Annotated in this window: 11 protein-coding genes; 4 read left to right on the top strand and 7 right to left on the bottom strand. The window is 69.2% G+C overall.

What is annotated here, in order from left to right:
• Window positions 1-5 precede the first annotated feature (5 nt).
• Window positions 6-1,298, top strand: a complete 1,293-nt coding sequence (locus tag U858_RS0114665; RefSeq protein WP_025137908.1) for a cystathionine gamma-synthase family protein — start codon at window positions 6-8, stop codon at window positions 1,296-1,298.
• Between the two features lie 33 nt (window positions 1,299-1,331).
• Here U858_RS0114665 and U858_RS0114670 read toward each other — a convergent pair whose 3' ends face one another.
• Complete coding sequence (locus U858_RS0114670; RefSeq protein WP_025137909.1) at window positions 1,332-2,876, bottom strand: MFS transporter; 1,545 nt, start codon at window positions 2,874-2,876, stop codon at window positions 1,332-1,334.
• 100 nt (window positions 2,877-2,976) lie between these two features.
• On the opposite strand from U858_RS0114670, the gene U858_RS0114675 reads away from it, so the two are divergent.
• Window positions 2,977-3,852 carry a LysR family transcriptional regulator gene (locus U858_RS0114675; protein WP_025137910.1) on the top strand — a complete coding sequence of 292 codons (876 nt, stop codon included), beginning with the start codon at window positions 2,977-2,979 and terminating at the stop codon, window positions 3,850-3,852.
• Between the two features lie 71 nt (window positions 3,853-3,923).
• On the opposite strand, the gene U858_RS0114680 is transcribed toward U858_RS0114675, so the two are convergent.
• From U858_RS0114680 to U858_RS0114695, 4 genes are all read right to left on the bottom strand, one after another.
• Window positions 3,924-4,370 (bottom strand): universal stress protein, encoded by a 447-nt coding sequence (locus U858_RS0114680; RefSeq protein WP_025137911.1) that lies wholly within the window; start codon window positions 4,368-4,370, stop codon window positions 3,924-3,926.
• Window positions 4,371-4,478: 108 nt separating this feature from the next.
• Window positions 4,479-5,165: a GntR family transcriptional regulator gene (locus U858_RS0114685; RefSeq protein WP_025137912.1), complete on the bottom strand. Its 687-nt coding sequence runs from the start codon at window positions 5,163-5,165 to the stop codon at window positions 4,479-4,481.
• A 139-nt stretch (window positions 5,166-5,304) separates the two neighbouring features.
• Window positions 5,305-6,711, bottom strand: a complete 1,407-nt coding sequence (locus U858_RS0114690) for a dipeptidase (protein ID WP_029953883.1) — start codon at window positions 6,709-6,711, stop codon at window positions 5,305-5,307.
• Between the two features lie 73 nt (window positions 6,712-6,784).
• Window positions 6,785-7,759 carry a tripartite tricarboxylate transporter substrate binding protein gene (locus U858_RS0114695; protein WP_025137914.1) on the bottom strand — a complete coding sequence of 325 codons (975 nt, stop codon included), beginning with the start codon at window positions 7,757-7,759 and terminating at the stop codon, window positions 6,785-6,787.
• Window positions 7,760-7,903: 144 nt separating this feature from the next.
• Between U858_RS0114695 and U858_RS0114700 the strand changes: the two genes are divergently transcribed.
• Entirely contained in the window at window positions 7,904-8,815 is a 912-nt protein-coding gene (locus U858_RS0114700) for a LysR family transcriptional regulator (protein WP_025137915.1), read from the top strand.
• Between the two features lie 177 nt (window positions 8,816-8,992).
• The gene (locus U858_RS0114705; RefSeq protein WP_025137916.1) at window positions 8,993-10,042 is read left to right on the top strand and encodes a D-cysteine desulfhydrase family protein; all 1,050 of its coding nucleotides are present in this window, start codon (window positions 8,993-8,995) and stop codon (window positions 10,040-10,042) included.
• Between the two features lie 103 nt (window positions 10,043-10,145).
• Here U858_RS0114705 and U858_RS0114710 read toward each other — a convergent pair whose 3' ends face one another.
• Both U858_RS0114710 and U858_RS0114715 read right to left on the bottom strand, forming a co-directional pair.
• Window positions 10,146-11,132 carry a tripartite tricarboxylate transporter substrate binding protein gene (locus U858_RS0114710; protein ID WP_025137917.1) on the bottom strand — a complete coding sequence of 329 codons (987 nt, stop codon included), beginning with the start codon at window positions 11,130-11,132 and terminating at the stop codon, window positions 10,146-10,148.
• A 40-nt stretch (window positions 11,133-11,172) separates the two neighbouring features.
• Window positions 11,173-13,104, bottom strand: coding sequence for an acyl-CoA synthetase (locus U858_RS0114715; RefSeq protein ID WP_025137918.1), 1,932 nt, complete (start codon window positions 13,102-13,104; stop codon window positions 11,173-11,175).

Consider the following 13,104-nt stretch of genomic DNA (forward strand, 5'->3'; position numbering starts at 1 on the left):
ACACCATGAGTTATTCCAGTTATCACAAGAAAGATATCTTCGGCCGTCCGCTGCACGCGGAAACGCAGATGATGTCGTACGGCTTCGATCCCTTCCTGTCCGAAGGCGCGGTCAAGCCGCCGGTGTTCCTCACGTCGACCTTCGCGTTCCGGTCGGCCGAGGACGGCGCCGAGTTCTTCGACCTGGTGTCGGGCCGCAAGCCCTTGCCGCAAGGCGAATCGGCCGGGCTGGTGTACAGCCGCTTCAACCATCCCAACCTGGAAATCGTCGAAGACCGCCTGTCGTTGCTGGACGGCTCGGAAGACGCCGCGGTGACGTCCAGCGGCATGTCGGCGATCAGCGCGGTGTTCCTGGCTTTCCTGCGCCCCGGCGACCAGCTGGTGCAGTCCGTGCCGCTGTATGGCGGCACCGAAACGCTGATCGCCAAGATCTTTCCGGAATGGGGCATCGGCTCGCATCCGATCCACGATGGCCTGTCGGCGCAAAGCATGCGCGACGCGCTGGAAGCCGCCGCGGCCAAGGGTCCGGTGCGTCTGTTCTACGTGGAAACGCCGGCCAACCCGACCAACGCGCTGATCGATTTCCAGGCCATGACGGCCGAGCTGGACGCGTTTGCGTCCCGCCACGGTTACCGCCCGATCTCGGTGTGCGACAACACGCTGCTGGGTCCCATCTTCCAGAAGCCGGCCGAGCATGGCGTGGACCTGTGCGTGTATTCGCTGACCAAGTACGTGGGCGGCCACAGCGACCTGGTGGCCGGCGCCGTCACGGGCTCGAAGGACCTGATCAAGAAAGTGCGCGCCATCCGCAGCGCTTTCGGATCGCAGCTGGACCCGCATTCGTGCTGGATGATCACGCGCTCGATGGAAACCGTGGTGCTGCGCATGAAGCAGGCTGCGCGCAGCGCGACCAAGGTGGCGCAGTGGCTGGCGGGCAATCCGCATGAAAAGGTGCAGATCTTCCATCCGGAAATGATCGCGGACGATGCCTACCAGGCCGTCTACAAGCGCCAGTGCACCGGCCCGGGTTCGACATTTGCGTTCGTGCTGGACGGCGGGCGGCCCAAGGCGTTTCGCTTCATCAACGCGCTGCGGCTGTTCAAGTCGGCGGTCAGCCTGGGCGGCACCGAGTCGCTGGTGTGCCATCCCGCGTCCACCACGCATTCGGGCGTGCCGGCCGCCGAGCGCGACGCGGCCGGCGTGTCCGAAGGCCTGATCCGCATTTCGATCGGCCTGGAGCACGAAGAAGACCTGATCGCCGACATGGATCAGGCCTTTCGCACCGCCGCCATGAAGTAGCCGATGGCCAGCGCGGCGGCGATGGCGGCAGGATCAGCCCGCCGTCGCCCCGCGTGAACGGGTATCGCCGCGCAGCCGGTTCAGCAGCACCAGCACGGCGGTGCCCAGCAGCAGCACGGTGGCCGTGGCGATGACCACGGCGTAGCCCGCGTCGAAGGCCGTGCGCGCCAGGTGCGCGAGCGAGGCGCCCAGGTCGGCCGACAGGCCCTCGGCCACGATCAGGGCTTCGTCCAGGCTGTCGCGCGCGGCGCCCGCGCCGGCGGCCGGCAAGCCCGCCGGCACATCCAGCGTGTGGGCATAGACGCCCGACAGGATCGAGCCCATCAGCGTCACGCCCAGCGCGCCGCCCAGCTCGTACGAGACTTCTTCGATGGACGCGGCCATGCCGGCGCGTTCCGGCGTGGCGCTTTGCATGATGGTGCTGGACGCGGCCGTCATGGTGGCGCCGATGCCCACGCCCAGCACGCACAGGCTGGCCATCTGCGCGGCCAGCGCGCCGTCGTAGCTGAACAGGTAGCCGCCCATGCCCAGGCCCGACACCAGCAGCGACACGAACAGCAGCCGCGCGCCGCTGACGCGCGACAGCAGCCAGCCCGCCAGCGGCCCGGCAATGAAGGCGGCCAGCGGCAAGGGCAGGATGTACAGCGCGGCCTGGATCGGCGACATGCCCAGCACCAGTTGCAGGCGCTGGCTGAAGACCAGTTCCATGCCCAGCAGGGCGGCCGCGGCGAACAGCGCCGACGCCACCGCCGAGCTGAAGCTGGGGTTGCGGAAAATGGCGAAGTCGATCAGCGGATAGGGCCGCGCGCGCTGGCGCCGCACGAACACCGCCAGCATCGCGGCGCCGCCCGCGCAGGCCAGCCCGGCCTGCAGCCAGGACGGCTGGGCGCGGCCCAGTTCCTTCAGGGCATACGCGGTCAGGATCAGGCCCGCCATGACCTGCAGCGAACCGATCAGGTCCCAGGGGCGCTGGCGGTCGGGGCGGCTGGCCGGGATGTAGCGGCGCGCCAGCGGCAGCGCCAGCAGCACGATGGGCAGGTTGATGAGAAACACCGAGCCCCACCAGAAGTGTTCCAGCAGGACGCCGCCGATGACCGGGCCCAGCGCCGCGCCGCCCGAGGCCACCGAGGCCCACACGCCGATGGCGACGGCGCGCTCGCGTTCGTCGGTGAAGGTCAGGCGCAGGATCGACAGCGTGGCCGGCATCATCATGGCCGCGCCGATCGCCAGCACGGCGCGCGCGGCGATCAGGGCGCCCGGGTTGGGCGAATAGGCCGCAGCCAGCGAGGCCGCGCCGAATACCACCAGGCCCATCATGAACAGGCGCTTGTGGCCCAGGCGGTCGCCCAGGGTGCCCATGCCCAGCAGCAGGCCGGAAACCACCAGGGCGTAGATGTTGACGATCCAGAGCTTGGACGAGGCCGTCACGCCCAGTTCGTGCGTGAGCCGGGGCAAGGCGGTGTACAGCACCGTCATGTCCACCACGATCAGCAATAGGGCGCTGGACACGATGGCCAGCACGAGCCAGCGGCCGGGGGCGGCTGGGGCGACAGCGTGGGTAAGGTTCCGCTGCGTCATAGGGATACTCCTGTAAGAGCGCCATTATCTATCTACATAATTTCTATAAAAAGTTTGATTGCATCTATAAAATAGATGGATTGTGTGGGCAGGAGGAACCATGAACTGGACGCTGGATCAGTTGAGGCATTTCGTGGCGGCGGCCGACGCGGGCTCGTTCTCGGCGGCGGCCCGGCAACTGGGCCGCGCGCAATCGGCCGTCAGCACGTCATTGGGCCTGCTGGAGGCCGACCTGGGGGTGGAACTGTTCGACCGCTCGCACCGCAATGCCACGTTGACGCAGGCAGGCGACGTGCTGCTGCAAGAGGCGCGCGAACTGCTGCGCCAGGCGGCGGGGCTGGAGCAACGCGCGCTGTCGTTTGCCGCCGGCCAGGATGCGCGCCTGTGCGTGGCGCTGGACGAAGCCTTGCCCTACCTGGTGCTGGGCGAGCTGGTCAAGGAAGTGTCGGCGCGCTTTCCGGCGCTGGAACTGACCCAGCTGAACGGCACGGCCACCGAAGTGGCCGACTACGTGCAGCAGGGCCGCGCCAGCGTGGCGTTTCATTTCGACCGCGGCGATCCGGGGGCGGCGTTCGCGCATCGCTATCTGGGCGACGTGGGGCAGGGCATCTTCGTGGCGCGCGGGCATGCGCTGGCGACGCTGCCCGACGTCACGCGCAACGACCTGGCGCGGCATCGCCAGCTGGTGATGCAGATGGACGGCGTGCAGGACGTGGTGATGAGCCCGTCGGCCTGGCGCTCGGACAGCTTCTACAGCATTGCCGCCATGGCGGCCGACGGCCTGGGCTGGGCGATCCTGCCGCTGAACATCGCCGAGTACGAGGGCTATCGCAACGATCTGGTCAGCGTGCCGTGCGCGGGGCTGTCCCTGCCGCCGCTGTCGGTGCGCACGCTATGGCTGCAGGGCCGCAGCCCCAGCCCGACCGAACGGTGGCTGCAGGAAAGAATGGGGCAGTTGCTGCGAACCGGGGCGTGAATCCGCGCCGGTCCGGACTGGCCGGGCGAAGGCGCGGCGCTTGCCAAAGCGGCCTTGACGGCCGCCAGGCGTCAGCCCTTCTTGCGGTAGACCAGCACCGGCGTCGTGGAATGCGCCAGCACCTTCTGCGTCTGGCTGCCCAGCACCACGGCGGCCATGCCGCGGCGGCCGTGCGAGGCCATGGCGATCAGGTCGCAGTGGCGCTCGCGAGCGGCGTCGATGATGGCCTGGTAGGGGTCTTCATGCGTGGCGCGCAGCGTTTCGCACGGCACGCCGGCTTCGCGCGCCTGGGACGCCGCCGCGCTCAGCAGGCGTTCGGCCTGGGCGCGGATCTGGTCCTGGTATTCGTTCAGGTTGTGGGCCACCTGGGCCGCGCCCATGGCAAACACGTGAAAGGGCTCTTCGACGGTCAGGATGGTGACCTGGGCGCCCAGCGCGCGGGCCAGGTTCAGGGCGTTGACGACGCCCTCGGTGGACAGGGCCGAGCCGTCCGTGGGGATGAGGATGTGCTTGTACATGGTGTCTCCCGTGCTTGTGCCGCGGCCCCCGCGAATGGCGGCCGTCTACGTAACACTGTATCGGGCAGGCGCACGGCGCGGTTTGCGCGGGATCAAACCCGGCGCACCTCAGCTGAGCAGGGCGGTCACCAGGTCGCCGCCGGCGCGGTCGTCTTCATTGAAGTCCAGGGCGGTCTGCACGTGTTCCAGGTGCTCGTCCATCAGGGCGCAGGCGCGTTCGGTGTCGCCCGCGCGGGCGGCTTCGATGAAGGCATGGTGTTCGCGCGACGAGCAGCTGGCGTCGTGCGAGCTTTGGTACAGCACGGTGATGACGGCGCTGCGCGCCGACAGTTCGCGCAGCATGCCGGTCAGCACCGAATTGCCCACGGTTTCGGCCAGCAGGATGTGGAAGTCGCCCAGCAGGCGGTTGCGCGCCTGCACGTCGCCGCCTTCCACGGCCGCGCGTTCCTCGGCCAGGTGGGCGTCGATGCGGCGGTAGTCGGCGGCCGTGGCGCGGGCCACGAATTCGCGCGCCAGCGCGGCTTCCAGGATGCGGCGCACGGCGTAGACCTCGCGCGCCTCGTTGGCGTCGGGCTTGCTGACGAAGGCGCCCTTGTCGGGCACGATGTTGATCAGCTTGTCCTTGGACAGCATCAACAGCGCCGCGCGGATCTTGGTGCGGCTGACCTTGTAGACCCGCGCCAGGGCCTCTTCACGCAGTCGGGTGCCCGGGGGCAGGCGGTGGGCCACGATGGCGGCCGCGATGGCGCGGGCGATATCGTCGGCACTGGGGTCGGGAAGGGCTTGCTCGGTCATTGGGCGCGGCGACAACGGCCGACAGGGGAGAACGCAGGGCAGTCAGTCTAGCAAAAACGCGTACAGGAAAGGCAACATTTATTGCATACCAAACTTGTGCGCGACTGCAGATGACTGCGCCTGGCGGCCCTGCCTGCCCTCAACCTTCCCTGAATGCCGCCGGCGTATAGCGGCTCAACGCATCCAGCAGCCGCGTCCAGGCCTGCACCCCTTCACGGATCGAACCCAGCCGGAAAAACTCGTTGGGCGCATGCACGTCTTCGTCCGGCAGGTTGAAGCCGAACATCAGCGTGTCGATGCCCAGCGTTTCCTTGAACACCGACGTGATCGGCACGCTGGCGCCCAACCGCACGTGGATCGGTTCCTGGCCTGCGCTGGCGCGCAAGACGTCGCTGGCCGCCTGCACCAGCGGATGCCTGGGTGCCAGGGTCGACGCGGGCGAGCCGTCCGTCAGCGCGGTCACGTCCAGCGCGCAGCCGGGCGGGCAGGCGGCTTGCAGGTGGGCCAGCACGGCGCGAATGACGCGCGCCGGGTCCTGGCCCTGCACCACGCGCACCGTCAGCTTGGCCGAGGCCTCGCACGGGATGATGGTCTTGGTGCCCACGCCGGTGTAGCCGCCCCACATGCCGTTCACGTCCAGCGCGGGGCGCAGCGTGATGCGTTCGCGCGGGCTGTAGCCGGGTTCGCCGTGGCTGGCCGCGCCCACGTCGGTGAAAAAGGCGGCTTCGTCGTAGGGAAAGGCGGCGGTGTCCTGGCGCTGGCGCGGCGTGGGCGGCGTGGCGTCGTCGTCAAAGCCGGCCACCGCCACGCGGCCATCCGGCGTGTGCAGCGTGGCCAGCAGGGCCGCCATCTCGTGCAGCGCGTTGCGCACGCCGCCGCCGTAGCGGCCCGAATGCAGGTCCTTGTCGGCCGTGCGCAGGCGGATTTCCAGGGCCGCGTTGCCGCGCGCGCCGGTGTTGATGGTGGGCACCTCGGCGCTGGCGCGGCCGCCGTCGGCCGACAGCACCGCGTCGGCGGCCAGCAGCGGCCCGTGGCGCTGGATCAGCGTGCGCAGCGTGGGGCTGCCCGTTTCTTCTTCGCCTTCGAGGAAGACCTTGATGTTGACCGGGCAGCTGCGCAGCGTGGCCAGATAGGCGAACACGACTTCCAGCGCCACCGTGGTCGAGCCTTTGACGTCGGACGTGCCGCGGGCATACAGCCGGCCGTCGATCTCGGTGGGTTCGAAGGGCGGCGTGCGCCACAGGTCCAGCGGGTCGGCCGGCTGCACGTCGTAGTGGCCGTAGATCAGCAGCGTGGGCTTGCCGGGCGCGCCCAGCCATTCGCCGTAGACGGCCGCTTCGCCGCCGCCGTCCAGCAACTGCACATTGGCCAGGCCTTCGCGGCGCAGGCGTTCGCACAGGAAGTCGCGCGCCTGGGCCATGCCCTCGGCAAAGGCTGGATCGGCGCTGACGCTGGGAATGCGCAGGAAGGCCTTGAGCCAATGCTCGATCAGCGGCTGGCGTTCTTCAAGACGGGCCAGCACGGGCTGGATCAGGGTGTCGGACATGCGGAACTCCATGAGTCGGAAGGCAGGCCCCGGCGGCGGCCGCGCGGGGCCAGGAAGCGGAACAGCCGGGGGTTCAGTCCGCCGTGAAGCCGCTGGCGCGCACCAGTTCGGTCAGGGCGGCGGTCTGTTCGGCATAGAAGGCGGCGCTGTCGGCCGGGGTCTGCGGATCGAACAGGATCTTGCCCTGGGCCAGCAGCGTCTTGCGGGCCGCGGGGTCGGCCAGGGACGCGGTGACGGCGGCATGCAGCTTCTGCGCCACCGCGTCGGGCGTGCCCTGCTTGACCAGGTAGGCGGTCCAGATGGTGTAGTTGAAGTCTTTCAGGCTGGCGCTTTCCTGCACGCTGGGCACGTCGGGCAGCGCCGCCAGGCGTTCGCGGTTCAGCGTGCCGATGATCTTCAGGCGGCCCTCGCGCCGCAGGTCGTCATAGTTGGCCTGGTACGGCATGATGGCAAAGTCGATCTGGCCGCCGGCCATGTCGGTGATCAGCGGCGCGCCGCCACGGTACGGAATGTGCGTCAGCGCAATGCCGGTGCGGCGCGACAAGGCTTCGGTGATGAGGTGGATCATCGACCCGGCGCCGCCCGATCCGTACGTCAGCGGCACGCTGCGCTGGCGCGCCATGGCCACCAGTTCGTCGACGTTGGCCGCGCCCAGGTCGGCGCGGGTCACCACCACGTAGGGCGAAGTCGCCACCGGCGCGATCATCCGGAACGCATCCGGCTTGTAGCTGACGGACTTGTTGGTCAGACCGGCCAGGATCAGTTCGTTGGGCGACCCCTGGAACAGGTAATAGCCATCGGCCCGCGCGCTTAGCACGCGGTTGGCGCCCAGCGCGCCGTTGGCCCCGCCCAGGTTTTCGACAATGACCTGGCCGCCCAGCGCCTGGGCCATCGGGCCTTGCAGCGCGCGGGCGGTGATGTCGCTGGCGGCGCCGGCCGGGTAGGGCACCATCAGCGAGACGGGGCGGGCGGGGTATTCGTCGGCCCAGGCAGCGCCCGCGCCCAGCGCGGCCACGATGGCAACAGCGGAAAACAGCAGCTTTTTCATGAAGGTCCCTTGGGGTGTCGTTGTGTTTTCCAGAATGCTAGAAGCCTGCATTTCATCTGTCCAATCGATTGATTGGCTGATTACAATGCGTTTTATGCATGGTTATTGGCATGGTTTCTTGCCACCTGACGAGGCGATCCGCTCATGAACCTGTCGCAACTGGCCCACTTGGTGGCGCTGCTGGAAACCGGCTCTTTCACCCGCGCGGCCGAATCGCTGCACCTGTCGCAGCCGGCCTTCAGCCGCAGCATCCAGTTGCTGGAAGCCGAGCTGGGCGCGCCGCTGGTGGACCGCATCGGCAAGCGCAACGAGGCCACGCCGCTGGGGCGGCAGGTGGCGCAGCGCGCCCGGCGCGTGCTGGCCGAGGTGCACGAGATTCGCCGCGAAGCCGAGATGCTGGCGCAAGGCCAGACCGGCTCGGTGGCGCTGGGCCTGGGCGCCGCGCCCAGCGCCTTGCTCAGCGTGCCGCTGATGCGGCGCATGCTGCACGCCCACCCCGCGCTGCGGGTCAAGCTGTCGCGCGGGCCCACCGATTCGCTGCTGGTCAGCCTGCGCGAACGCACGCTGGATGCGCTGGTGGTGCATGTGCGCACGCTGGACAACGACGCCGACCTGGACGTGGCGCCCATGCCGGCGCTGGCCTCGGGCTTTGTCTGCCGGCCCGGCCATCCGCTGCTCAAGGACGCGCGGCCATCGCTGCCGCAGGTGCTGGCGTATCCGGTGATGTCCACCGGCCTGTCGCCCGAGATCGCCCGGCGCGTCGCCGCGGCCAGGCCGGACGGCTTTGCGCTGCACCGGGAAAGCGAAGACATTGCCTGCCTGCTGGATATCGCCGCGCAGTCGGACGCCGTATTCCTGGGCGTGCTGGCGTCGGCGGCCGCGCAGATCGCGGACGGTGCGCTGGCGCGCGTGCCGCCGCCGGCCGACTTCGACATTGCCGCGCACTTCGCCTTCGTCACGCTGCGCGGCCGCAGCGAAAGCCCCGCCACCCGCATCGCGCGGGAAATCTGTTTTGACCAGATCGGCCTGGCGGCAGGGGAATTGCCCCCGCCCTGAGGCGGCGGGGCTGCGATTCATGCCGGCCGCTGCACAATCCGCCAGGCAGGCGTGATGAATCGCGCAGCGGTCTTGGCGTATCCTGCTGGGGTCTGTCGGCGTGCTTTGCATTGATGCCACACGGACTTCCGGGCTATCTCCCGGCCCGCCTCCATCCCTGCTTTTCGGAACCCGTCCATGGCCATTGATCTTGCGGCTGCGCTGCAGCGCTTTCCCCGTTACGCCTTGCTGGACGGTTCCACGCCGATCCAGCGCCTGGCCGGCCTGGAAGCGGCCCTGGGCGCGGCGGCCAACGGCGTGCGCCTGTACGTCAAGCGCGACGATCACATGTCGCTGGGCGGCGGCGGCAACAAGCTGCGCAAGCTGGAATTCCTGCTGGGCGAAGCGCGCGGCATGGGGGCCGATACGGTCGTGACCGTGGGCGGGCTGCAATCGAACCACGCGCGCCTGACGGCGGCGGCCGCCGCCCGCGCCGGCCTGGCCTGCGAACTGGTGCTGGGCCGGGTGGTGCCGCGCAGCGATGTCGACTACGAAGAAAACGGCAACATGTTGCTGAACCGCCTGCTGGGCGCGGTGGTGCATGACCTGCCGGCCGGCGCCGATGCCATGGCCGCGGCGCTGGAACGCGTGCGCACGCTGGAACTGGCCGGCCGCCGCGTCTACCTGGCGCCGCTGGGCGGGTCCACGCCGATCGGTGCGCTGGGCTACGCGGCCTGCGCGCTGGAAATCCTGGCGCAGTCGCGCGAATCCGGCGTGGAATTCACCCGCGTGGTCGTGGCCAACGGCAGCGCCGGCACGCATGCCGGGCTGGCCGCGGGCATGATCGCGGCGGGCAAGCCGGCGACCACGGTGCAATCGTTCACCACGCTGGCCGAGCAGTCGGTGGCCCACGCCAAGACGCTGGATCTCACGGCCGCTACGCTGGCGCTGCTGCAGGCCGGGCCGGATGCAGAACAAGCCGCGCCGGAAGCCCTTGCGCCGGCCGATATCGTGGTGGATGGCAGCCAGCGCGGCCCGGGCTACGGCGTGCCCACCCCGGCCATGGTCGAGGCGGTGGAACTGCTGGCGCGCAGCGAAGGGCTGCTGCTGGACCCGGTGTATTCCGGCAAGGCCTTCGCGGGCCTGTTGGCCGACGTGCGCGCCGGCCACCATGCGCCCGATTCCGCCGTGCTGTTCGTGATGACGGGCGGCGCGCCAGGCCTGTACGCGTACAAAAGCGCCTTCTGAAAAGCACAAGGCGGGGCCAGGCTGCACGCCAAGCCCCGCCCTTGATCCCACCGCCTTTGACCCCCTCGCACGCCGGGCCGAAGCCGCCCGGCGCGCGGCGGCGTCAATCCTTCGCCATCAGCCCCAGATACTCGATCAGGCCCTTTTCCTTGGTGTAGGTGGCCTGGGCCCACGCCTTGTAGTCCGCGCTGTCGCGGTAGACGGGTTCCTGGTTCAGCTGCTTCATCACGTCCAGGCTGGCCGGATCGAGCAAGGCCTTCTTGAAGGCGTCGTGCAGCACCTTGACCACCGCCGGGTCCATCCCCTTGGGGCCGGCCAGGCCGTAGGGCGACGTGGAACTGACCTTGTAGCCCAGTTCCAGCGCGGTCGGCACGTCGGGCCAGCGGGTGGTGCGCTTTTCGCCGAAGGTGACCAACAGGCGCATCTTGCCCGAGTCCACGAACTGGTCCCAGCCGGTGCCGTCGCTTTGCGCCATGACGTGGCCGCCCAGCAGCGCCTGCTGCATGTCGGCGTTGCCCTTGTAGGGCACGTGATTCAGCTTGACCTTGGCATTGAGGGCAACCTCTTCCATCAACAGGTGGGGCGATGACCCCACGCCGGTCGAGCCGTAGTCGACGCTGCCCGGGTTCTTGCGCGCGGCCTCGATGTATTCGTTGAAGGTCTTGAACGGCGAATCGGCGCGCACCGTGACGCCAAAGGTATAGCCCGACAGCCCGATGATGAAGGTGAAGTCGTTGATCGGGTCCCAGGTGGTCTTCTGCATGTAGGGCATGCGCAGCATGGCCAGCGTGTACAGCGCGACCGTGTAGCCGTCGGGCTTGGCGGTGCGCGACATGGTGGCCGGGCCCAGCGTGCCGCCGGCGCCGGGGCGGTTTTCGATGATGACCGTCTGGCCCAGGTACTTGGACGCGTCCTGCGCCACGATGCGCAGGTGGCGGTCGGTGGACCCGCCGGCCGGGAACGGCACGATCACGGTGATGGGCTTGGTGGGAAAGGCGCTTTGCGCCGACACGGCGGGCGCGAGCAGGGCGCCGCCCAGCGCCAGCAGCAGGGCGCCCAGGCAGGTGCGGCGCAGGGGTTGGTGGACCATGATGGGGTTGTCTCCAGTGTTTTTTATGGGGGGGCAGTCGTCAGCCGTGCACGGCGACCTTGACCGGCAAACGGGCCAGCACCTCGCGCAACTGCTCCTTCAGCGGCGCGGGGGCGGTTGCGTCGACTTCTACGGCGACGTCAGGTTGCGCGTCGGCCAGCACGCGCAAGACAGCACTGTCCGGCGGCAGGCCGGCGCTTTGCAGCACACGCTCGACCACCGCCTGCACCGACACCGCCGTGGCCAGGCGGCGCAGATCGGGCTTGTAGATCTTGCCCACGTTGGTCATGGGCATGTGTTCCAGCACGATGACCCGCTTGGGTCGCGCAGGACCTTCGTCGACATGGGCGGCGGCATAGGCCACCAGGTCGGCCTCGGACACGTCCGCGCCCTCGGCCAGCGTGACGAAGGCGATGGGCAGTTCCCCGGCGTACGGGTCGGGCGCGCCGACGGCGGCGCAGATGTGCACCGCGGGGTGCGTGGCCAGCGCATCTTCGATGGTCTTGGGGTCGATGTTGTGGCCGCTGCGGATGATCAGGTCCTTGGCGCGGCCTTGCAGGTGCAGGCGGCCCTCGGCGTCCAGAAAACCCAGGTCGCCGCTGATCAGCCAGCCGTCTTCGGTGAAGGCGCGGGCGGTGTCCTCGGGGTCGAGAAAGCCCGGGATCACGTTCGGTGCCTTGAGCAGCAGCATGCCTGGCTGCCCGGGCGGCAGGTCTTGTGCCGGCTGGCCTGCGGGCGTGTCCAGGCTGGCGATGCGCACCTGCACATAAGGCAGCGGAAAGCCCACGCAATTGATTGGAAAGCGCGACCCCGGTGGCGTGATGGACGTGATGCCGGCCGTCTCGGTCATGCCCAGGCTTTCATTGACGGGCAGGCCGAACAGCCGCTCGAAACGCGCGGCCAGTTCGGCCGGCAAGGGTGCGGCCCCCGTACGGCAGGAACGCAACGAGGAAATGTCGGCCCCTGCCAACGGAATCTCTGCCAGCGCGGCCAGGATCGTCGGTACGCCTTGCAACGAGGTGGCGCGGTGGCGCTCGACCAGCCGCCAGTAGTTGCGCAGCACGTCGCGGTTGCGCAGCAGCAGCGGGGTGGGGATCACGACCTGCACGCCGGCCGACAGCGCGGCCAGCGACGCCGGCAGCACGCCCGCCACGTGAAACAGCGGGTAGCCGTTGATCACTACGTCGCCCGGCTTCGCGCCCTGCAACTGCACGGCCGCCCAGGCGGTGAAGACCTGGTTGGCGTGGGTGTGGACGGCCAGCTTGGGCGCGCCAGTGGTACCGCCGGTATGGAAGTACGCAGCCACGTCCTCGGCGCGGATGACGCGTTCGCTGACCAGCCGGTCCATCGGCTGCCCGGCCCGCGCCGCGTTGAAGTCCTGCGCGAAGTCCGGCAGGGCGGGGCGCTGGTCGGGCGCTTCGTCGTGCGGCGCTACGCGCAGCAGCGTCTTCAGGGACGGCACGCGTTCGACCAGCCGCAGCGCCTTGGACCAGGTGCCGCATTCGACGTCCGAGCCGTAGGCGATCAGCACCTTGGCCCCCGCGGTGGTCAACAGCGAGACCAGCTTGTCTTCGGTCAGCAGCGGATTCAGGGGTTGCACGATGCCCGCGGCCTCGGTGCCCCACAGCGCCAGGTGATATTCCAGGCAGCCGGGCAACAGCACGCCCACGGCGTCGCGCGGGCCGACGCCCAGGCTGTGCAGCAGGTTGGCGGTCTGGTGGATGCCGGCCAGCAGTTCGTTGTAGCTCCAGTGGATGGGCGTGTCGTCCGGGTCGGCGCTGCGCAGGAAGGTGAGCGCCGTGCGCGCGCCAAAGGCCGCGGCCGAGTTGCGAAAGATCTCGTAGGTGCTTTGCACCGTCAGCGTGTCGGCCAGCGGCCGGGCCGCCAGGCGTGCGACGTCGGCGGCGGTCTTGACTGGAAACGGCGCCGAAAAGGGCCGGGCGATGGGCGGGGCAGCGTAGGCCTGGGTCAT

The organism is Achromobacter sp. DH1f, assembly GCF_000633435.1.
Lineage (GTDB): Bacteria > Pseudomonadota > Gammaproteobacteria > Burkholderiales > Burkholderiaceae_B > Achromobacter > Achromobacter deleyi.

Excerpts from the sequence above, each read along its gene's own strand:
- U858_RS0114665 (WP_025137908.1), top strand. The coding sequence starts at position 6 with ATGAGTTATTCCAGTTATCACAAGAAAGATATCTTCGGCCGTCCGCTG.
- U858_RS0114670 (WP_025137909.1), bottom strand. The coding sequence starts at position 2,876 with ATGACGCAGCGGAACCTTACCCACGCTGTCGCCCCAGCCGCCCCCGGC.
- U858_RS0114675 (WP_025137910.1), top strand. The coding sequence starts at position 2,977 with ATGAACTGGACGCTGGATCAGTTGAGGCATTTCGTGGCGGCGGCCGAC.
- U858_RS0114680 (WP_025137911.1), bottom strand. The coding sequence starts at position 4,370 with ATGTACAAGCACATCCTCATCCCCACGGACGGCTCGGCCCTGTCCACC.
- U858_RS0114685 (WP_025137912.1), bottom strand. The coding sequence starts at position 5,165 with ATGACCGAGCAAGCCCTTCCCGACCCCAGTGCCGACGATATCGCCCGC.
- U858_RS0114690 (WP_029953883.1), bottom strand. The coding sequence starts at position 6,711 with ATGTCCGACACCCTGATCCAGCCCGTGCTGGCCCGTCTTGAAGAACGC.
- U858_RS0114695 (WP_025137914.1), bottom strand. The coding sequence starts at position 7,759 with ATGAAAAAGCTGCTGTTTTCCGCTGTTGCCATCGTGGCCGCGCTGGGC.
- U858_RS0114700 (WP_025137915.1), top strand. The coding sequence starts at position 7,904 with ATGAACCTGTCGCAACTGGCCCACTTGGTGGCGCTGCTGGAAACCGGC.
- U858_RS0114705 (WP_025137916.1), top strand. The coding sequence starts at position 8,993 with ATGGCCATTGATCTTGCGGCTGCGCTGCAGCGCTTTCCCCGTTACGCC.
- U858_RS0114710 (WP_025137917.1), bottom strand. The coding sequence starts at position 11,132 with ATGGTCCACCAACCCCTGCGCCGCACCTGCCTGGGCGCCCTGCTGCTG.
- U858_RS0114715 (WP_025137918.1), bottom strand. The coding sequence starts at position 13,104 with ATGACCCAGGCCTACGCTGCCCCGCCCATCGCCCGGCCCTTTTCGGCG.